Source organism: Bacillus sp. YKCMOAS1 (assembly GCF_030268125.1).
GTDB lineage: Bacteria > Bacillota > Bacilli > Bacillales > Bacillaceae > Bacillus > Bacillus safensis.
This window is the reverse complement of record NZ_BSEI01000005.1, coordinates 114,961-135,564: the sequence shown is the minus strand read 5'-3', so window position 1 is coordinate 135,564 and position 20,604 is coordinate 114,961. Positions and strand designations below refer to the sequence as shown.

Annotated in this window: 19 protein-coding genes; 7 read left to right on the top strand and 12 right to left on the bottom strand. The window is 41.6% G+C overall.

The genetic code is table 11. The features are described from left to right. The first annotated feature begins 131 nt into the window (after positions 1–131). Positions 132–1,421 carry a glutamate/proton symporter GltT gene (locus QSJ46_RS15610; protein WP_047202364.1) on the top strand — a complete coding sequence of 430 codons (1,290 nt, stop codon included), beginning with the start codon at positions 132–134 and terminating at the stop codon, positions 1,419–1,421. Between the two features lie 33 nt (positions 1,422–1,454). On the opposite strand, the gene QSJ46_RS15605 is transcribed toward QSJ46_RS15610, so the two are convergent. From QSJ46_RS15605 to QSJ46_RS15575, 7 genes are all read right to left on the bottom strand, one after another. After that, positions 1,455–2,504, bottom strand: a complete 1,050-nt coding sequence (locus QSJ46_RS15605; protein ID WP_047202365.1) for a M42 family metallopeptidase — start codon at positions 2,502–2,504, stop codon at positions 1,455–1,457. Between the two features lie 144 nt (positions 2,505–2,648). After that, positions 2,649–4,958 (bottom strand): YhgE/Pip domain-containing protein, encoded by a 2,310-nt coding sequence (locus QSJ46_RS15600; protein ID WP_047202366.1) that lies wholly within the window; start codon positions 4,956–4,958, stop codon positions 2,649–2,651. Positions 4,959–5,022: 64 nt separating this feature from the next. After that, positions 5,023–5,601, bottom strand: a complete 579-nt coding sequence (locus QSJ46_RS15595; protein WP_285604969.1) for a TetR/AcrR family transcriptional regulator — start codon at positions 5,599–5,601, stop codon at positions 5,023–5,025. A gap of 173 nt (positions 5,602–5,774) precedes the next feature. Then, positions 5,775–7,187, bottom strand: a complete 1,413-nt coding sequence (hemY, locus tag QSJ46_RS15590; protein WP_047202368.1) for a protoporphyrinogen oxidase — start codon at positions 7,185–7,187, stop codon at positions 5,775–5,777. A gap of 22 nt (positions 7,188–7,209) precedes the next feature. Further along, on the bottom strand, positions 7,210–8,148 hold the full coding sequence (gene hemH, locus QSJ46_RS15585; RefSeq protein WP_047202369.1) for a ferrochelatase: 939 nt from the start codon (positions 8,146–8,148) through the stop codon (positions 7,210–7,212). 32 nt (positions 8,149–8,180) lie between these two features. Beyond that, positions 8,181–9,239, bottom strand: coding sequence for a uroporphyrinogen decarboxylase (hemE, locus tag QSJ46_RS15580; protein ID WP_039177601.1), 1,059 nt, complete (start codon positions 9,237–9,239; stop codon positions 8,181–8,183). A gap of 124 nt (positions 9,240–9,363) precedes the next feature. Then, entirely contained in the window at positions 9,364–11,499 is a 2,136-nt protein-coding gene (locus QSJ46_RS15575) for a transglycosylase domain-containing protein (protein WP_285604968.1), read from the bottom strand. Positions 11,500–11,626: 127 nt separating this feature from the next. Between QSJ46_RS15575 and QSJ46_RS15570 the strand changes: the two genes are divergently transcribed. Then, a complete protein-coding gene (locus QSJ46_RS15570) occupies positions 11,627–12,112 on the top strand; it encodes an antibiotic biosynthesis monooxygenase family protein (protein WP_047202372.1) in 486 nt (161 codons plus the stop codon). Between the two features lie 63 nt (positions 12,113–12,175). Here QSJ46_RS15570 and QSJ46_RS15565 read toward each other — a convergent pair whose 3' ends face one another. Further along, positions 12,176–12,328 carry a hypothetical protein gene (locus tag QSJ46_RS15565; protein WP_224927902.1) on the bottom strand — a complete coding sequence of 51 codons (153 nt, stop codon included), beginning with the start codon at positions 12,326–12,328 and terminating at the stop codon, positions 12,176–12,178. Positions 12,329–12,611: 283 nt separating this feature from the next. On the opposite strand from QSJ46_RS15565, the gene QSJ46_RS15560 reads away from it, so the two are divergent. Next, positions 12,612–13,799, top strand: coding sequence for a M20 family metallopeptidase (locus QSJ46_RS15560; RefSeq protein WP_047202373.1), 1,188 nt, complete (start codon positions 12,612–12,614; stop codon positions 13,797–13,799). A 229-nt stretch (positions 13,800–14,028) separates the two neighbouring features. On the opposite strand, the gene QSJ46_RS15555 is transcribed toward QSJ46_RS15560, so the two are convergent. The 3 genes from QSJ46_RS15555 to QSJ46_RS15545 are packed head-to-tail and all read right to left on the bottom strand — an operon-like array spanning position 14,029 to position 16,743. After that, the gene (locus QSJ46_RS15555) at positions 14,029–14,736 is read right to left on the bottom strand and encodes an EcsC family protein (protein ID WP_039177595.1); all 708 of its coding nucleotides are present in this window, start codon (positions 14,734–14,736) and stop codon (positions 14,029–14,031) included. A gap of 53 nt (positions 14,737–14,789) precedes the next feature. After that, positions 14,790–16,010 carry an ABC transporter permease gene (locus QSJ46_RS15550; RefSeq protein ID WP_285604967.1) on the bottom strand — a complete coding sequence of 407 codons (1,221 nt, stop codon included), beginning with the start codon at positions 16,008–16,010 and terminating at the stop codon, positions 14,790–14,792. After that, positions 16,003–16,743: an ABC transporter ATP-binding protein gene (locus QSJ46_RS15545; protein ID WP_047202605.1), complete on the bottom strand. Its 741-nt coding sequence runs from the start codon at positions 16,741–16,743 to the stop codon at positions 16,003–16,005. The genes QSJ46_RS15550 and QSJ46_RS15545 overlap by 8 nt, the downstream gene beginning before the upstream one ends. A gap of 487 nt (positions 16,744–17,230) precedes the next feature. On the opposite strand from QSJ46_RS15545, the gene QSJ46_RS15540 reads away from it, so the two are divergent. The 3 genes from QSJ46_RS15540 to QSJ46_RS15530 all read left to right on the top strand — a co-directional run bounded on the left by QSJ46_RS15540 (position 17,231) and on the right by QSJ46_RS15530 (position 19,744). Then, the gene (locus QSJ46_RS15540; RefSeq protein ID WP_024425457.1) at positions 17,231–17,659 is read left to right on the top strand and encodes an HIT family protein; all 429 of its coding nucleotides are present in this window, start codon (positions 17,231–17,233) and stop codon (positions 17,657–17,659) included. A 359-nt stretch (positions 17,660–18,018) separates the two neighbouring features. After that, on the top strand, positions 18,019–19,098 hold the full coding sequence (gene serC / locus QSJ46_RS15535; RefSeq protein ID WP_285604966.1) for a 3-phosphoserine/phosphohydroxythreonine transaminase: 1,080 nt from the start codon (positions 18,019–18,021) through the stop codon (positions 19,096–19,098). A gap of 127 nt (positions 19,099–19,225) precedes the next feature. Continuing rightward, on the top strand, positions 19,226–19,744 hold the full coding sequence (locus QSJ46_RS15530; RefSeq protein WP_039177586.1) for a tryptophan transporter: 519 nt from the start codon (positions 19,226–19,228) through the stop codon (positions 19,742–19,744). A gap of 49 nt (positions 19,745–19,793) precedes the next feature. On the opposite strand, the gene yhzF is transcribed toward QSJ46_RS15530, so the two are convergent. Next, complete coding sequence (gene yhzF, locus QSJ46_RS15525) at positions 19,794–19,985, bottom strand: membrane protein YhzF (protein WP_041117013.1); 192 nt, start codon at positions 19,983–19,985, stop codon at positions 19,794–19,796. Positions 19,986–20,113: 128 nt separating this feature from the next. Between yhzF and QSJ46_RS15520 the strand changes: the two genes are divergently transcribed. Beyond that, a complete protein-coding gene (locus QSJ46_RS15520; RefSeq protein WP_024425453.1) occupies positions 20,114–20,470 on the top strand; it encodes a YtxH domain-containing protein in 357 nt (118 codons plus the stop codon). Positions 20,471–20,604: the final 134 nt, after the last annotated feature.

Sequence of the window (20,604 nt, the reverse complement as noted above, 5' to 3'; positions counted from 1 at the left end):
ACAATTTTGTATTTTCTTAATATAATTTTATCGTGGACGAACCTCTTTAATTTTAGTTATACTTTAATTCATATATTAAAACTTAATATGATGGGAATATTCCTTTAATGAATATGTTAGGGAGGAAATCTATGAAAAAATTAAAATTTGGATTGGCTACTCAAATCCTAATCGGTCTTATTCTCGGTGTCGTTGTTGGGGCAATCTTTTTCGGTAACCCAGGTGTCGAGACATACTTAAAACCAATTGGAGACTTCTTCTTGAGGCTCATCAAGATGATTGTCATCCCAATTGTCGTATCCAGCTTAATTTTAGGTGTTGCAGGTGCGGGTGATGGTAAAAAAGTAGGGAAACTAGGTTTTAGAACCATTCTTTATTTTGAAATTATCACAACATTTGCGATTATCCTTGGCCTTGTCCTAGCAAACTTTGTACAGCCTGGTGCAGGCGTTGACTTTGGACATGCGGAAAAACAAGATATTAGCCAGTATGTTGAAACGGAAAAAGAGCAAAGCAGCAAATCAGTTGCTGATACGTTCCTTCATATCGTTCCAACGAACTTCTTCCAATCATTGGCGGAAGGTGATTTGCTTGCGATTATTTTCTTCACTGTGCTATTTGCACTTGGCGTTTCAGCGATTGGTGAACGCGGTAAACCTGTGCTCGCCTTCTTCGAGGGTGTATCACATGCCATGTTCCATGTCGTTAATATTGTGATGAAAGCTGCACCATTTGGTGTATTCGCACTCATTGGTGTGACCGTATCAAAATTTGGTCTTGAATCTCTTATTTCATTAGGTAAGCTTGTAGGTCTTGTTTATTTTGCGCTCGCTCTTTTCCTTATCGTTGTATTCGGAATTATCGGAAAGATGATTGGCGTCAATATTTTCAGATTTCTTGCTTACATGAAAGACGAAATGCTTCTTGCCTTTAGTACATCCAGCTCTGAAACAGTTTTACCAAGAGTTATGGATAAAATGGAGCGCATCGGATGTCCAAAAGGAATTGTTTCGTTCGTTATTCCAATCGGTTATACGTTTAATCTGGACGGCTCCGTCTTGTATCAAGCCATTGCTGCGCTTTTCCTTGCACAGGTATATGGCATTGACCTCACGATCGTCCAGCAGCTTACACTTGTTCTTGTACTGATGGTAACATCGAAAGGAATGGCTGCCGTTCCTGGTACTTCATTTGTTGTATTACTCGCGACATTAGGAACGATCGGTGTACCTGCTGAAGGTCTTGCATTTATTGCAGGTGTGGACCGTATCATGGATATGGCACGGACTGTTGTGAACTTAACAGGAAATGCACTTGCAGCTGTTGTGATGTCTAAATGGGAAGGGCAGTATGACCCTGAAAAAGGACATCGCGTGATGACAGGACAAGATGTACCTGAGCCAACACAGCTTTCAAGCTAATGAAAAAGAACCCCAGCTTACGGGGTTCTTTTTTTATGCTGTGATTAATGGTGATTGAACATAGTGATAAAGAAGATCCGCTGTATGGACAAGTGAATCTTCATGTGTTCTTTCAAAGGCATGCGAGGAATCTATACCAGGACCAATCAGTCCATGAATGATATCATGCCCTGCTCTAATGGCTGCTGATGCATCAGAGCCGTAATAAGGGTAAATATCAAGGCGGTAATCAATGTTGTGCTCTTCTGCTAATGCAGCTAAATGCTTGCGTAATCCATAGTGATAAGGGCCGCTCGAATCTTTTACACAAATCGATACACTGTATTCATCTGTTGATTGACCGTCACCGATCGCGCCCATATCAACAGCTAGATATTCCACCGTTTCTTCTGGAATATTCGAGTTTCCGCCGTAGCCAATTTCTTCATTATTGGAAATTAAGAAGTGCGTCGTATGCGGCAATGTGATATTTTCGTTTTGAATTCTGTGGATGAGCCGCAAAAGTAGCGCCACACTTGCCTTATCATCCAGATGTCTTGATTTAATAAAACCTGAAGACGTCACTTCCACTCTCGGATCAAATGAGATAAAGTCCCCTACTTGAATGCCAAGTGCTTTGACATCGTCTGCATCTTTCACCTTTTCATCGAGACGAATCTCCATATTTTCTTGGTTTCGTTTCGCTTTTCCAGCATCCGCATAGACGTGCACGGATGTTTGATGCATAAGAATGGTCCCTGTGTATGTATGGCCTGATGCTGTTTCAATTTCACAATATTCGCCTTCAATTGAGTTATACTGAAAGCCTCCAATAAGTGCTAGACGAAGCCGTCCATTTGATTTAATTTCCTTAACCATCGCACCGAGCGTATCGACATGCGCTGTCAGCATGCGATGTTCTTTGTCATCTGTTCCTTTAATGGTGGCAATTAATCCGCCTTTTCGATTTCGTTTTGTCTCAATGTTCAAATCTTGTAAAAAACGTTCAACAAAGCCAATCACTTTTTCTGTATTTCCTGATGGACTTGGGATTGATACAAGCTTTTGAATCAGCTGAATGGTTTCATTTACTTCAGTAGTCATTCGGCATTTCCTCCTTTGTCTGAAAGCAATTCCTTCCATGTATGCCTTTTTCAGCATCTCTTCTTAAAATATATCGCTTCAGGTTCGAGATGTCTAATTTCAAATGAAAAATCCTTCCTCTATTAAAGAGAAAGGATTCATGGATTAAGCTTCGTCCTGTTTCATTTTTCTTACGTTCCAAGCAAAGTATGCTGTTGTTGCCGCCATCATGATGATCGCAACTGTTCCAAGGATCGCTGCTTGGTGCCATAAATAGCTGTCATCACCGCTTGCAATGATCGTTCTAAATCCGTTGATTGTATACGTCATTGGAAGCAGACTGTGAATGACTTGGAAGAATTTCGGCACAAGCTCAAGCGGGAATGTACCAGCACTTGCTGCGAGCTGAAGAACCAAGATAATAACAGCAATGAAGCGTCCTGGGTTCCCCATTGTTGTCGCCAGCAGCTGAATGATCGCTAAGAATGTCAGACTGACGATAATCGCAAAGAGATAGAAGCGCCAGAGGCTTTCCACCTCAAGACCAAGCCCAAAGATGAGCAAGGAGCTTGCAATAACTGCTTGCAGGATACCAACAAAAAAGAGCACACTATATTTGCTGAAAAACCATTCAAACGCATTTCTAGGGCGTCCAGCAGGGTCTTTCATTGGGAAGACAACGGTAAGCATGAGAGCCCCTACAAAGAGTCCCATCGATAAAATATAAGGTGTGAGTCCTGTACCATAGTTATCAATCTTTTTCGCTGTATCATTTTCTGTTTTCACGGGACTCGCAATCATATTGTAATTGTCTTGACCCGCATCAATTTCTCCTGTTTCATCAGCGGCGCTTTTTAATTTATCGGACAGCTTACCTGTTCCGCTCTTTAAATCTCCCAATCCTTTATCGAGTGATTTTGAGCCTTCAGCAAGCTTAGATGTGTTGCTTTGGATATTCGTTGAACCACTTTCCAGCTTATTTAACGCTGCGCTCAGCTGGCTTGAACCATTTGCAAGCTTATCCGCACCGCTTTTCGCTGTTTCAAGCTTTCCATTTGCTGTTTGCAGACCATCTTGTAATTGGCCTTGACCTGTTTGAAGCTTCAGTGCACCTTGATACAATTTATTCGTACCAGATGTCATTTGATCAATCGCATTTTGTATCGCGACTGTAGATGTGTAGAGCTGTTCTGTTTTCTTTGGCAGCTGTTTGACTTGCTGCAGCTGAGCTTTTGCAGAAGCAACCGCAGATTGAACCTCACTTGCATCAGGCAGTTCCTGCAAGGCCGCTAAGCTTTGTTCAAGTCCAGACAGATCAGGCAGTTCGATTTTAGGCAGACTGTCAAGCTGATCCATTGCCGCCTTTTTCTCTTCATCTGTCATTGAGCTGTTTTGGATGATGCTTTTTACTTTAGCATCTCGATTCGATAACGCTTCTTTTAATGAAGCAAGTTTTGTACTAAACGTCTTTGCGTCTTTTTTCACCTGATCGAGTTTAGGCGCCATCTTTTCAAGATTCGCTAATTCTGGTGATGACAAGACTTTTTCTACTGCTTCAATTTTTTCTGAAAAGGATTGTGCTTTGTTGTTTAGCTGCTCAATGCCTGCTGTGAATTGCGGCATTTTAGAAGCGAGCTGCTGATGGCCTTCCCGGCTTGTGTTTAACCCTTCAGTCAATGTATCAATTCCTGTACCAAGCTCTCCAAATTTCTGATCGATGGTTTGATAGCCTGTTAAGAGCTGGCCAAGTCCGCTGTCAAGAGATTGTATCCCTGTGTTCAGTTCACCCATTTTACCAGCAAACTGATGAACACCTTCGCTATAGGTTAACGTTCCTTCAGCCAATTTTGCTAAATTGTCTTTTAACTTGTTACTGCCATCTTTTGCACTTTTTGTTCCGTCATCAATTTTCTTCGCACCATCGCTTGCTTGATCTAAGCCTTTTGCAATCGTTTTGAAGTTATCAAAAATAACCTCTGCGTAATTTTTCGTGACTTCCTTTGAAACCGAATCTTTTAATTTGATAATGGCATTATTCGCAATTTGTGACGCCGCATAGTTGGCACCTGGATTCGTATAATATTTCAGATTCGATTTTTTTGGATGTTTATCAAGGACTGTACTTGCATTTTTCGAGAAATCCTTTGGTATTTCCACGACGAGATAATAATCCTCGTTATTTAATCCCTTCACTGCCTTTTCTTCACTATCGACAAAATTCCATTTGAAATTATCGTTTTTCTTTAATTCCTTCACTAAATCATCGCCGACATGCAGTGTTTTCCCGTCATAATGACTGCCTTCATCCAAGTTGACAACCGCTACAGGCAATTGATCGACTGTACCATATGGATCCCAGTATGCTTTTAAAAATACGCCGCTGTAAATCAGCGGAATAAATAACACAGCGAAAATCGGGATCAGTAGTTTTTTGCTCGTCACAATGTCTTTCCATTGATTCCGAATTAAATTCATTGCTGTTTTCCTCCCATAGATGAATGACTAAATTTAGAATTTGGTCATTTGAACTTAAAAAAAATTATGTTGCGGCTAAAAGTCCTTTGAGTACATAAAGCTCCAGCGACTCGGCCACCTCTTCTTTTGTTAAAGGCTCGTATCGCTTTTCCCAATCAAAAATAAGTGCAATATATAGTTTCACCATCACAAATGCAGTCAATTCAGGATCACATGGCTTAATATCGCCTTTATCAATCGCTTCTTTTACTTTCGTTTTAACATAGCGAATGATCATTTGCTCCATCTTTTCAATCATTTCCTTGACCGCTGATGTGCCAAGCTCCGCATTTTCCTGAAAGATTTTGATTGTGAGCTGGTGGTTTTTTCGAAATTCCAATATTGCAAAGAGTGTTAAATGAAGGTTTTCAGAGAAACTTTTCTCCTCATCCATTGCTTCATCTGCAATTTTCCTCATCTCTATTAAAAGGGATGTGAAAATTTCATCGAACAGCTCTTCTTTGTTTTTGAAAAAGGTATAAATGGTTCCTTTTCCGACGTTGGCAAGCTTCGCCACAAGGTCCATTGTGGTGGCTTTATACCCAAATTGAGTAAATGCCTTCGTAGCCCCGTCTAAAATCATTTGTCTCCTATCAACACTCATGATCTCACTCCCAAAATGACTATTTGAACGTTTTGGTCATTAAGTACAGAAAGTAATATACCACATCCTTTTCTCCGTATGCAACAACTTTGTTCACTTTTATGATTCACAACTCTTTTTGAATGATGAGAACACGAAAAACCCCCTTTCCTTGGTAGAAAAGGGAGTTTGTTTTATGAAAATAGATAAGATACAGCCTCTGAAATGGCAGCTTTTCCTTGATCAATACAATCAGGGATTCCGACACCTTCAAAAGCAGCACCTGTGATATAAACACCAGGATATGATTGCTTAAACGTTTCTCGCATGTTCGAAATGGCTTTTTGATGACCGACGTGATATTGCGGCATGCTGGTCTTCCAGCGAGTCACTGTCGTCAGTTCTGGATCTGCTTTAATATCCATGATTTTCTTCAAATCCTCCAGCACAATGCTGACGATTTGATGGTCTGACTGTTCGACAATTGATTCGTCGCCTGCCTTCCCTACATAAGCACGCAATAGGGTTTTTCCTTTAGGAGCTGTATGCGGCCATTTTTTGTTCGTCCACGTACAGGCTGTAATAGAGAAATCACTGTTTCTTGAGATGACAAAACCAGTGCCGTCATATTCATTATGAACATCCTCTTCTTTAAAACCGAGTGCAACTGTAGCAACAGAAGTAGATGTCATATCATGCAAGTACTCAAGCCCCGCTTCTTTTGGAAACATGGAATAGATCGATTGATGCGGAGTTGTCACAATGGCTGAATCAGCAAAAAGCGTTTGACCGCTGTCTAATTGCACTCCGTAGCCCCCATCAGTTTTTTCAATCTGCTTCACTTTTGTCCCTTTATAAATCGTTGTCATCTTGAGCTTGCTTTCTACTGCTTCAACAAGCGCTTGCAGTCCTTGATTAATCGTTTGGAACTGCCCTTGTTTTTTCGCCGTCACTTGCTGCGCTTTCGCATGCTGCTGTGATTTTTTCATCCCAAGAATCAAACTGCGATGCTTCTGTTCTGTTTGATAAAACTGCGGGAAGGTGGACATTAAGCTGAGGCGGTCAATGTCACCAGCATAAATACCTGATAGTAGAGGTTCGATTAAATTCTCAACTACTTCATCACCGACACGTCTTCTAAAAAATTCACCGAGCGACTGATCTTCTGTCTGCTTGCTTTTTGGCAGTACGAAATCCATTGCGGCTCTCGCTTTTCCTGCAACTGAAAAAAGACCGGTTGTGATGAATGGGCTGATTTGAGTTGGAATACCCATGACAGCGCCTTTTGGCATTGGGTGAAGGGTTTCATTGACTAGTACATATGCTTGCCCTGTTTCATTATTGACGAGCTGATCTGCGAGACCAACATCCTTCGCCAGCTGCGGTCCACTGACCTTTCTTTCTAAAAATGAATCAGGTCCACGTTCAATGATGTAGCCGTCTTTATATAATGTTTGTATTTTTCCACCTAGCCTAGGGCTCGCTTCAATAAGAGATATTTGAATCGGAAGACCTTTTTCTTCGACTTCCTTTTCCAAATAGAAGGCGGCGGCTAAACCAGTGATGCCACCGCCAATGATGACAAGGTGTTTTTGATTGTCATGCATAGGATCGCCTTCTTTTATATAATTACTTGCTTTCGTCAAGCTTCTTTAATACGACAGTTGCCAGAGCATCAATAAATGCTGGTTTCGCATTTGGCATTTCTGGACGATAGTAGGCTGCACCGATTTCATCTGTCACGACTTTACATTCATAATCGTTGTCGTATAACACTTCTAGATGGTCGGCGACAAACCCAACAGGCACATATACGAACGTTTTATAGCCTTTTTGTTCGAATAGATCTCGTGTTAAGTCTTGAACGTCAGGTCCAAGCCATGGATCAGGCGTATTGCCTTCACTTTGCCAGCCAATTTCATAATGTTCAATTCCCGCACCTTCTGCTATCATTTTGGCAGATTGTGCGAGCTGTTCAGGATATGGATCTCCTGCTGCAATAATTTTTTCAGGAAGGCTGTGTGCAGACACAATGAGTACGGCTGATTCTCTTTCCTCTTCACTCATCGATGCATACGTATCCTTCACTTGTTTCACCCAATAGTCCACAAACTTCGGCTCATCGTACCAGCTTTCCACAGATGTAATCTTCAGATTGCCAAGCTTGTCTGCCTCATCTTGTGCACGCTTGTTATACGATTTCACGCTAAAGGTTGAAAAATGCGGCGCAAGAACAATACTCACTGCTTCTGTGATGCCGTCTTTGTGCATCTCTGCAACTGCATCCTCAATGAACGGTTCAATATGCTTTAAGCCAATGTAGACATGAAATTCAATGTCGTCTTGGATGTCATTCAAATGATCACACAAACCTTTTGCCTGCTGTTCTGTAATTTTTGATAAAGGAGATATACCGCCGATTGCCTTGTAGCGGTCCTTCAAATCTTGCAGCATCTCTGGCTCCGGCTTTCTGCCTCTGCGGATATGTGTATAATAACGTTCAATATCTTCTTCTTTATATGGGGTGCCATATGCCATGACAAGAAGTCCCATTTTCTTTTTCTCCACAACCAACACTCCTTCAGATCATTTGAAATAGTTTAGATGGATGATTTTTTATATTTCGCTGAATAATCGTGAATAAAATCTGTCAGCTTCTTTAACGTATCTGGTGAAACATCAGGAAATACCCCATGACCTAAGTTAAAGATAAAGTGATCTGATTTCATTCCTTGATCTAAAATATCTTTTGCTCTTTCTTCAATGACTTCCCAAGGAGCAAGTAAGATGGTTGGATCAAGATTCCCCTGTAACGTTTTTGTGAGCCCTTCTTTTCTCGCTTCGTCTACACTCATACGCCAATCCAGTCCAACCACATCAAGCGGCAGATCGTGCCAGTCTTTCGCTAGATGGCTTGCACCAACTCCATACATGATCATTGGGACGTTTTCAGACTTCAGCTCTGTAAAAATTCGCTGCATGACAGGCTTAATGAATGTCCGGTAATCTGCTGCATTTAAAGCGCCAACCCATGAGTCGAAAATTTGAAATGCACTGACCCCGGCTTTTACCTGCGCGCGTATGTACGTGATCGTCATATCAGCTAACTTGTTCATGAGCAGCATCCACGCCTCAGGATCACTGTACATCAGCGCCTTTGTTTTATGATAATTTTTAGATGGACCGCCTTCAATCATATAGCTTGCCATCGTAAATGGTGCGCCAGCAAAACCGATAAGTGGAACATTCAGCTGCTCCTTCGTTAAAAGCTGAATGGTATCAAGCACATATGGCAGGTCTTCTTCAGGATGAAGTTCCCCAAGACGTTCGATATCTGCTTTAGATCGAATCGGTGCATCAATCACAGGTCCAATTCCATTTTTAATTTCTACGTCCACTCCAATAGCCGGAAGCGGGGTCATAATATCTTTATATAAAATAGCGGCATCTACACCATATTGTTCTACAGGAAGTCTTGTTACATAAGCACATAACTCTGGCTGATGCGTAATTTCAAATAGCCCGTATTTTTCTTTAAGGGCACGATATTCAGGCTGTGAGCGTCCTGCCTGTCTCATATACCAAACTGGTACATGGTCTGTTTTTTCCCCTTTACACGCCTTTAAGAACGTGTCATTAAAAACCTTCGTTTTTCCCATTACCTTTCATTCCACCTTTCGCCCTACACTCTCTTTGCATAAGGCTCAAACACTGCTTTTACTATACCGCGTTTTCAAGGCACGGTATACTAAAGCGGCTCAATGTTCAAAAAATCGCCGAATATTAACGTCCAAAAGACTCTGGCTTGACATACGCACTGCCTTCGCCTTCTTCTTGTGTTTGGGTATTATATGGAACAACTTTATACTCTGCGTTTGAAAATACATTGGCATACGGCATTGTATAACTGCCCACGCCTGTTACTGTGTCGATCAGCGTCTCGCTTCCATTTCTCTTTTCATAGATGCGGTATTCAACGCGTTTATCCTCCTGCTTGTCCCAAGACAGCTCTAATGTAAACAAGCCTTTGATTTTAAACGCATAGCGGGCTTCAAATCCTGATACTCCCTCTAAATGGATAGGAGATTGAAGCTCTTTTATTCCCTCTGGTTTTTCAAACGTTTCATTGGTGATTTGAGCTGCTGTTAAAATATCTTTAAACAGCTGCACTGGGTATTGACTGCCCCCAGTTAAATAGTGGCTGTTATCGGTTTTGTCATATCCCATCCAAATCGCACCCGTTGTACTAGGCGTATAGCCGGCAAACCAAGCATCCTTTGTTGCACCTTTCACACCCGAATATGTGGTCGTCCCTGTTTTACCAGCTAAATCTCCAGCGTATGAACCGCTCTGGGCTGTCCCGCCTTTGACAACTTGCTGAAGCATTCTTGTCATGTTCCATGCATTCTGCACGCTAAACACTCGTTCTTGCTTACCACGATTCTTTTCTACAGTTTCTCCTTCATCATTGGTGATCTTCTGAATAAAGAAAGGTTTTTTATATACGCCTTCATTGGCAAATGTATGGAAGGCTCCAGCGATCTGTAATGGAGAAACTCCTTTTTCTAAACCGCCAAGCGCAATAGCTAAGCCTTTATCAGAGATATCTATCCCCATTTTCTCGAGATATGACTTCGACGTATCAATGCCCAGCTGGCTTAACGTCCACACAGCAGCGGTATTTTTACTTTTCATGAGGGCTTCCATCATTGTGACCCGGCCTTCATACTGCCCATCGTAATTCTTAGGTGAGTAGCCGTCATAGCTTTTTTCTTTGTCTTCAAGCAGTGAATAAGGTCTGAATTTTTTCTCCTGCATTGCCGGACCGTAGACCGCGATCGGCTTAAAAACAGATCCCGGCTGCCTAACAGCTGTCACCCTGTTATAGCCTCTCGCCTGATATTCTCGTCCTCCAATGGCTGCTTTCACTCCACCAGACTCGTTATCAATAAATACGGCGCTGCCTTCCGGAGAACCGCTTTTTCCCGGGAAATAACGGTTGTTCTTCATCGCATCATATGCAGTTTTTTGCAGATTCATATCGATCGGTACTTTAATGGTATAGCCGCCTTGAAGCAATTGTTCATGTGAAATGGCATACTCTGATTCTGCTTCTTTAATGATGAGATCAACATAGCTGTCCACCCAAGGTGTTTCTGATTTCTTTTTTAAATGAATGCCTAGTGTTCTCCCTTTTGCTTCTACCGTTTCTGTTGAAGACAAATATCCTTGTTCGTTCATTAAATTCAGGATGGTGTCCCGCCTTTGTTTATTTTTATCAGGGTGTAGAACAGGCGAGTAAGAAGATGGTGCCTTTGGCATCGCAGCGAGTGTAGCACCTTCGCTGACCGTTAAATCTTTGACATCCTTACTAAAGTAATAATTGGCTGCTGCCTGAATACCATAAACACCATGGCCGAAGTAAAGCTGATTCAAATACATCTCAAGCAGCTTATCCTTGGAATAATCTCTTTCTAAATTAATGGCAATAATGACTTCTTTCGTTTTTCGAAGAAAGGTTTTGTCATTTGTGAGAAAAATATTTTTTGCGAGCTGCTGAGTAATTGTACTGCCGCCCTCTACCTTTCCTCCTGCTAATATATCTCGATAAACCGCCCTTGAAATAGACTGTGCATCAATTCCGTGATGCTCATAAAAACGCTTGTCCTCGACAGCCACAAAGGCTTTTGCTACTTTATCAGGCACCTCTTTTAACGACACAGGGTCCCGATTTTCTGAATACATGCTTGTGAGTTCTTTTCCATTCTGATCAATGATTTTGGAGGAAGCATGAAAAACAAGCTTCTTTTCATCTATGACATAATGTCCTAAAAATAAAATCGTCAGATAGCCAATAAATGAGAGTACGATTGTACTTCCTGCAATGACTAATGGAATGATTATCTTCTTTTTCTTCAAATTAGGTCACCTCATTCCTTTATACGGATAGTATGGGATGTATTGCTTCATAATATGTTTTATGGATTGACTGCCAAAGAATTATATATCATTCTTTTGTTATACTATCAAGCAGGAGGCGGTTTAGATGAATTTCTATATTACATATGGAACAGCAGATTTTTTGCATAAAATCGCAAAAAAACACCATCTGGAAAATCTGCTTTATATGGTCGGAAAAGAACAAGCAGCTCTTTTTCATGAAACGGAGGGTGAGACTGTATTTAAAGCCCCTCATGCCTATGATGTGATTTATGCGAAAGGCGAGCTTGTCCAATCTGGTTTCGTCACCTTGAATCATATCCCTGTTAAGCTTGAAAGCAGAGCACTCTTTGAATCCACCTTTCAGAAAAAGACGAACATCTCAGAACATCAGCGCGGCTTCCAGGCTATTCGCGTTTTAAGACCTCAAAAAGATGAAGAAATTTATTTGATTTTGACACTTTGGGAATCAGAGGACTTATTTCAAGACTTTCAAGAATCAGAAGCATTCTTTCAGCCACACGAGGATACAGGCTCCATTTTCTCTCGTCCAGCTTACCTCACATCCTACCATGCCGTCACAGACAATTAAGGAAGTGCTGCTCTCAGCACTTCTTTTTTTCATGAAAAAAAGCCCAGTCGCTGGGCTCTTATTTTATGAGCTTGATTTCAGCTCGTACCGATGAATGATCGGCTGAAGCACATAGAAATTCAGCAATATCCAACCTAATAAGATCGGCCATTTCAGCATAGGTGAAGCACCTTTCAATTGAACCAGCAGCACCAATAGCGGAATCAAACAGATCATGAAAAAACTCATTTTTGAGATAAACGTTTCTTTGATTTGATGCCGGCAGCTTGGACACATCATCATTTTCGTATGTGATAAATGAAACTTTTCGACGAAAGAAAATGTTTTTGAACAATTTGGACAGCTTCCCAACGCTACTCCTCCCTTTCCCTGCTTCATATCAACTTCGACTTTTATGCAAAATGACCTTTTGATACTGACCACGAAATCCTCTTCTGTTGAAAGATTCTAACAATTACCATACAATCAGTAAAAGAGCATGAAGGAGGTTTTCGATTCAATGACAATATCCACTTTACAGAAAAGCATCAATGAACGTCTTGATGAACATTATGAGGAAATGGTTGAAATTAGACGCCATCTCCATATGAATCCTGAACTTTCTTTTCAGGAAGAAGAAACAGCCGCTTTCATCGCCAGCTATTATGATACATTACAAATCCCTACGCGTACTCAGGTGGGCGGTCATGGCGTACTCGCTTTTATCGAAGGAGCTTCTCCGGGGCCAACCATTGCCCTCAGAGCTGATTTTGATGCACTTCCCATCCACGATGAAAAAGATGTACCTTACAAATCAACAAAACCTGGAGTGATGCATGCGTGCGGTCACGATGGGCATACTGCGACACTTCTTGTATTAGCAAAAGTTTTGCATACACATCGTGACCAATTAAAAGGAAAGATCGTCCTCATTCATCAGCATGCGGAAGAATATGCTCCCGGCGGCGCAAAACCAATGATTGAAGACGGCTGTTTAGACGGTGTCGATGTGATATTTGGTACGCACCTTTGGTCTTCAGAGCCTTGTGGCACGATTCTTTATAAAAGCGGGAACTTTATGGCAGCTGCCGATCGTTTCTCTATTCAAGTCCAAGGGAAAGGCGGGCACGGTGCCCAGCCTCATTTAACAAAAGATGCCGTACTCATCGGTTCACAAATCGTCGCAAACCTGCAGCAAGTCGTTGCCCGTAAAGTCAATCCAGTTGATTCTGCTGTAGTGTCTGTTGGAGGTTTTGTCGCAGAGAATGCCTTTAACGTCATTGCAGATTCAGCTGTTTTAACTGGTACTGCACGATCCTTTGAAGAAAGTGCACGGCATATCATCGAACGAGAAATTGAACAGGTGGTAAAAGGGGTGTGTCAGATGCATGATGCTTCCTACACATATGAATATGTGAGAGGATATCCAGCTGTCAAAAACCACCCGAAGCCGACTGAATATATTGCTGACATCGCTAACCAGACAGAAGGAGTTACAGAAGTAAAAGAAGCGGAAACCCAAATGGGCGGAGAAGACTTTGCTTACTACCTACAGCATGTCCCTGGCACCTTCTTCTACACAGGCGCCATGCCGGAAAACAGCCAGGACGTGTATCCACATCATCATCCAAAGTTCGATATCAATGAAAAAGCAATGCCTGTCGCAGCAAAGGTACTCGCTAACGCCGTTCTTTCCTACAATGAATAAAAAAAGCCGCTGTCCTCAGCGGTTTCAGCGTGTAGACAAACCCTCGCATTCGGTGTCAGGTCTGCGCTCCGGTGCTCACGAATGTCAAATTCGCTTCGCTCCGCTGCTCGTCCTTCCTAGACTGCAAAGGTTTTCTATCACGCTGTGCTGAAAAGAAGACAAAGGGCTAAAATAAAGATCATTTTAGCCCTTTGTCAACAATCTGAAGCCGCTGTCCTCAGCGGCTTTTCTAATTCATATCTTTCAATATTCGCAAGTGAAATACATGGCGTGCGACCTCTCCGAGCTGTCCTGTCAGCTGATGATTTGCCACGCCGCCAACAGCGGCTCCGACGACCGGCATTAATTGAAACAGCTTCACAAGATCAATGTAATCTCGATACTCCTGCTGAAAGCTGTACCAATCCATTTCCTCTCGGCTCGTTTCCCAATCATCTATGATCTTCATCATTTTTTGACGATGTGCACTGCTGGAAAAAGCGAGTTGAAATATACAGAGCAAAAAGAGTCTTTCTTCCTTTTGAGATAAATCAAAGCCGTAAATACACGCCAGCTCATAAAGGCATTTCATCTTTATGCTCAGCAGCAGCGGAAAGTCTGCCATTCCGAGGAATAAACCGCCTGCACCTGTTCCAATCCCTTCGACAGCAGCCGCCTTTTGGTAATACTTCACTTTATCCTTTGCCAGTTCATTTCGTTCTACAAGAGATAATTGTTCATCAATCACTGAAAATGAAGTGAAGTGTGAACCTGATACGGTGGATTCAACCATTGTTTTGACCGCACTTGTGATGACTTGATGAAACCTGGCAGGAATTCGGCGGTTCACCTGCTGCTGAACTCCTTTTGAAAACCTTTCGATCTTTGAAGGTTTTCTTAAAAAACGTGTTTGAAAAAGAATGGCTTCTTCATACAACTCCCGTTCAGCTGCATTCATCCGGTCCCCTCCTAGATGTCATCATACGCACGTTGTAAAAAACATACCTCCACTTATCTCATCTTTTTTAACCTGCTTTGTACGTAAGGCTTAAAGAGGACAAGCACAAATGCTAAAGAAATGACAAAGGCAAGTCCGCTTCCTTGCCAGCCTCCTGCTGGAAGTACCGCACAGCTCAGCAATATCGATTGGATGATGAGCACATTACGGACGAGAACAAAAAAGCTTCGATCCTTTTCTTTTTGAGAAACTGGATAAAGTGCCTGTAATGAAAGATGAGCAAAGTGCTTCGTTAATGGCACAAGCTGTACACCTGTGATAAATACTGTGAACAAGACAAGTAGCGCACCCACCCAGCCTGCTGCACCTGTATACAAAATAATCAGGACAAACACGGCCGTTAATCTAAACACCAGACCAAAATAGTCATTTGAGCGTACAAACGCCCTCACATACATATAAGAAAAAGTTTTACGCTGATCGTAAGGAACAAACTTCAACATCCAGTCCATGTATGCTCTTCTTTTCACCTGTTTCTTTAAGTGAGGCACATCGGTAAATAAGTTTGCCAAACGATAAAAGCGCTGCTTCCGTTTTAATTCATCAGAAATATGCATTTCCCATTGAAATGGCTGTTTTTTCACTGCATTTGTTAAGTAGACGAGATAGACACCGTAGATAAGATAAAAAACGATTGCAATCACATAGGCTGCCTGTAAGACGGTATAGATCAACATCAGATTTAATAGAAAACGAAGGGCTGCATCGAGCCATCTCACGTGTTTTCCTTGAAAATAAGTCATTCTCCATTGAATGGCTGTATTCAGGCCCTTTATCAAGATCATTTGCGCCAGTATCAGCACATACCCCGTGATGCCTCCTGAAGACACTGCCGAATAAAGCGGAAGTGCGACAATGGATACAGCAATGAGAGGAAACAGCTGAGAAATGAAGCTAAAGTTAAAAGCTTGTTTTAAGTAAGGCTCCATCTTCCCTTCTAAAGGAAGTAAAAACACGAGATCGGCTTCTTTAATTAACGTACGTACGTATGAGCTTGTAAGTACTACCGAGAAAACAACTGCCATCACCCAGTAGGATGGGAAGTGAGCCGGAATCTGTTTGAGCCAGCTGCTGTACCAGCTTGCTCCGCCTGCAAGGAAAAAAATGAGCACAATGACAAGATGATCGTTGAACATGTATTTTAAGTATTTTCTTGTTTCTTGTATGTGTTCCTCTAATCTTGATTTCCAAATAGTAAGCGTTGTTTTACTCATAGTTTTCTTCCTTTGTTAATTCCAGATAAAGATCATCGAGTGTCGCATCTCTCATATTGAACTGTTCTCTCAGCTCTGCCAGTGTTCCTTTCGCTCTGATTTCCCCTTCGTGCAAAATAATAAAGGAATCACAATAGCGCTCAGCTGTCGCTAAAATATGCGTTGACATCAGGACACTAGCACCGCTTTTCTTCGCAGCATTCATCCGTTCAAGCAGTGCATTGATCGCAAGAGGATCAAGCCCTAAGAACGGTTCATCGATGATATACAGCTCTGGTTCCACAAGGAATGCACACATAATCATGACCTTCTGCTTCATTCCTTTTGAAAAATGAGCAGGGAACCATTTCAGCCGTTTCTCCATTCGAAATTCTTTCAGCAACGACGGCAGCCGTTCGTCTAATTGTTCCTTTGATAGACCGTAAGCCATCGCTGTCAGCTCTAAATGCTCTTTTAACGTTAATTCTTCATATAAAACAGGTGTCTCAGGAATAAATGTAAATTGTGAACGATACGCCTCTTGGTCGTCTTGAAGGGTTCGTCCATTCAATTCAATGACACCTTTATGCGGTTTCATAAGCCCGATAATATGGCGGATGGTTGTACTTTTTCCCGCCCCGTTTAAGCCAATGAGACCAACAATTTGATTTCTTTCTAATTCAAATGAAATATTTTTTAGAACGGGATTCTTCGTATATCCACCCGTTACATCTTTTACAGTGAGAAGGGACATGAATTCGTTCCTTTCTTTCTTTTTTCCTTTATAGTAACAAAAACGAATGATAATTTGAAATGTTTACCTATAGACGAGTCATGAATAAAAAATAGGCGCTATGGTCATCATAATGTATGTAGAAGAAATGAACTTGATGACCAATAAGTAAATGAGGTGTTTGTTAAAGGCAAAGAACCGCATGACAAGTTGGTTTTTCATCTAAAAACCTTAGCTTCTGTTTTGCTTCACTGATTCTTGATTTTTGTGTCCTATACAATATGTATACGACAAACCAAAACGTCAAATGAGGTGTTTACGGCAGAAATAGCAGGCATATGAATTCTTTATTTTAGTAAATAGAGAATTCAAAAGGCATATCGAATGAAAGCATCAGCATTTCTTCTGCAGGAGCAGGATGAGCGACCAAAGGAGTACGCTTGTCCTGTTTTCTTTTTTGCTTCTTTTTGTGATACGATAAAGGAAAAATAATGAGGAGTGACATGGCGTGAGCGACTGCATTTTTTGCAAGATCATTGATGGAGACATTCCATGTGCAAAAGTATATGAAGACGAGCATGTATTGGCTTTTCTTGATATCAGCCAAGTAACAAAAGGACATACCCTTGTAATCCCGAAAATACATAAAGAAAATATCTATGAGATGACACCAGAAGTGTCTAACCACTACTTCCAAGCGATTCCAAAAATTGCAAGGGCGATCAAACAGGAATTTGAACCAATCGGGTTAAACCTCCTGAACAACAACGGTGAAAAAGCCGGACAATCGGTGTTCCATTACCATATGCATATCATTCCGCGCTACGGCAAAGGTGATGGCTTTGGTGCCGTATGGAAATCACATCAAGATCAATACACGTCAGAGGATTTAAAAGACATTTCTTCTGCCATCCACACGCGGCTTACCTCATCTTAACAGATGAGGTTCAGCATGTAGACAAACCCTCGCATTCGGTGTCAGGTCTGCGCGCCGGTACTCACGAATGTCAAATTCGCTCCGTTCCGGTGCTCATCCTTCCTAGGGCTGCAAAGGTTTTCTATCACGCTGAAAAGAAGACAAAGGGCTAAAATAAAGATCATTTTAGCCCTTTGTCAACAATCTGTACCTCATCTTAACAGATGAGGTTTTTCTTATTTTTGCCCCTTTTCATCGCTTTCATCTCTTAATAGTAAGATATTTTGAACGATTCAAATTTTTTGTCCAAATGCTTCAAATTTGTGATAGGATGGTTTTATCTTTTGATCCATTAACGCGAGAAATAGGGAGAGATTGTGATGAAGCGAACGACAAATTTTAATGCTGGTCCGGCGGCACTGCCGCTAGAAGTGCTTCAAAAAGCACAGGAAGAACTTGTTGATTTTAAACAAACTGGGATGTCTGTGATGGAGCTTTCTCATCGCAGCGGTGAATATGAAGAAGTCCACAATAAAGCAAAAGCGCTTTTGGTGGAACTGATGGACATTCCTGAAGATTATGAAATCCTCTTTTTACAAGGCGGAGCTAGTCTTCAATTTGCGATGATTCCTATGAATTTCTTACATGAAGGCGAAACAGCTCATTTCATTCAAACAGGCGCTTGGTCAGAAAAAGCCTTGTCAGAAGCAAAAGGGTTTGGTCAGACATCTGTCTTTGCTTCAAGTGAAGATGACAACTACTCGTATATTCCAGAAGTAGATGCTTCCGGTTTAACAGATGGCGCTTACTTACACATCACATCAAACAATACGATCTTTGGCACACAGTGGAAAACGTTCCCACAAACGTCATTGCCGCTCATTGCGGATATGTCCAGTGATATTCTCAGCAAAAAAATAGACGTTTCTTCATTTGATCTCATTTATGCCGGGGCACAAAAAAACCTAGGGCCTTCTGGCATCACGATTGTGATCGCACGTAAACGTTTATTAGAGAAAGAGAAAAGCAGTACGCCAAAAATATTAAAATATTCAACACACGCAAAAGCTAACTCTCTTTATCACACACCACCGACTTTTGCGATTTATATGCTGTCGCTTGTCCTTGAGTATGTTAAACAAGCTGGCGGTGTAGAAGCAGCGGAAAAACGCAATGAACAAAAAGCAGGCATTCTCTACGATACAATTGATCAAAGCGGCGGTTTTTATCAAGGACATGCGCGTGCTGACAGCCGTTCGCATATGAATGTCACCTTTACTCTTCGCGATGATGCACTTACTTCTTCCTTTGTGGAAAAAGCAAAGCAAGAGCAAATGGTTGGACTTGCCGGCCACCGTTCTGTCGGTGGATGCAGAGCATCTATTTACAATGCGGTCTCAATTGAAGACTGCCAAAAGCTTGCGGACTTTATGAAAAAGTTCCAGCAAGAAAATGAGTAAAAAGGCTTTTCTATAGGGAAATAAATTTGTTATAATAACGAGAAATATAAAGTCATGACTCTTGCAATAAATGATGAGCCATATTATTGGAGAGTCCTATAAGAGCTTAGCAGAGGAGAGCATAGAAATGAAAACAAAAGAATTAGTGATTATGTCATTGCTTGCAGCAATGGGAGCTGTTTTGCATACGATTTTCCCGCCCATCTTCTTCGGAATGAAACCTGATATGATGCTGGTCATGATGTTTTTAAGCATCATCCTTTTCCCAAAGGTTCAGCATGTCGTCGTAATTGCGCTAGTGACTGGAGTCATTTCTGCATTAACAACGGGATTCCCAGGCGGACAAATTCCGAATATGATTGATAAGCCAGTGACAGCCTTTATCTTCCTAGCCCTTTTCTTATCTTGCTCGAAGATAAAGAACAAAGTGGTGCTGACCGCTGTGTTAACTGCGATTGGAACCATCGTATCCGGCGTGATTTTCTTATCTGCCGCTTTACTGATCACTGGACTGCCAGCTGCATTACCGGCACTTCTTGTGGGCGTCGTCCTGCCAGCAGCTGTGATTAATACCATCGCTATGGTATTTGTCTTCCCAATTGCTCAGTCCATTTTGAGACGTGCAAGAATGATAGAAGTTGCTTAACGAATAACCGAACCTCTTCATCATAGATGAAGAGGTTTTTTTCATACTTTTATAAGAGAAAAAGTGTCAGCAGCAAAATGAGGAGTGAAATCCCTGCACCTGCCGCACACACAAGTGCTTTTTGCTTTAAGACATGTTTTGGCGGATAAGACCCTGCATACCCAAGCTGTCTTGCATAATGAATAGAACCAACTGTAAAAACGATGCCGATACACATAAAAACGAACAGAAAGACAGACAACCTTCTCCCCTCCCTTTTCTTCAAAAGTATGCTAAAATAAAGCAAGCTATGTATGGAAGTTCAATGAAGCTGATCGTCAGCTCAGAGAGAACATGCGAATGTGTAAAATTTGACTAGAGGTGATTTGAATGGCTAGTGGACGTTCTTTATTAACAGGATTATTTGTAGGCGGTCTCCTCGGAGGTGCGGCAGTGCTCCTGACGACTCCCTCTTCTGGCAGAGATGTGCGCGGAAAAGTGAAAGACGGCTATGACAAATTCGAAGATACGCTGACAAAATTAAAAAGAGATGGACAAGCTTTAAAAGAGCAAATTGTGGAAACAGCAAAAGAAAGCGCAGAGGTGATTAAAGAAGTCGGATCTGAATTGCAAACATCGATTCAGCAATGGCGCGAAGAAATCAAACCTCATCAGCAGGACTTACAAAAGGAAATTCAGGAAATTGAGGAAAAGCTCAAACAACTGGAGAAAACCTTACAAAACTAATATACTCACAAAAAAATATTCGTTTACAAAAGTGTGCGGGGTGCGTATCCCGCACTTTTTTTGTTGAAAAAAGGTTATTTTGTCAATGTTTTTCATGACTTTTAAAAATTCTTGAATTTTCAGCTTTATTAATC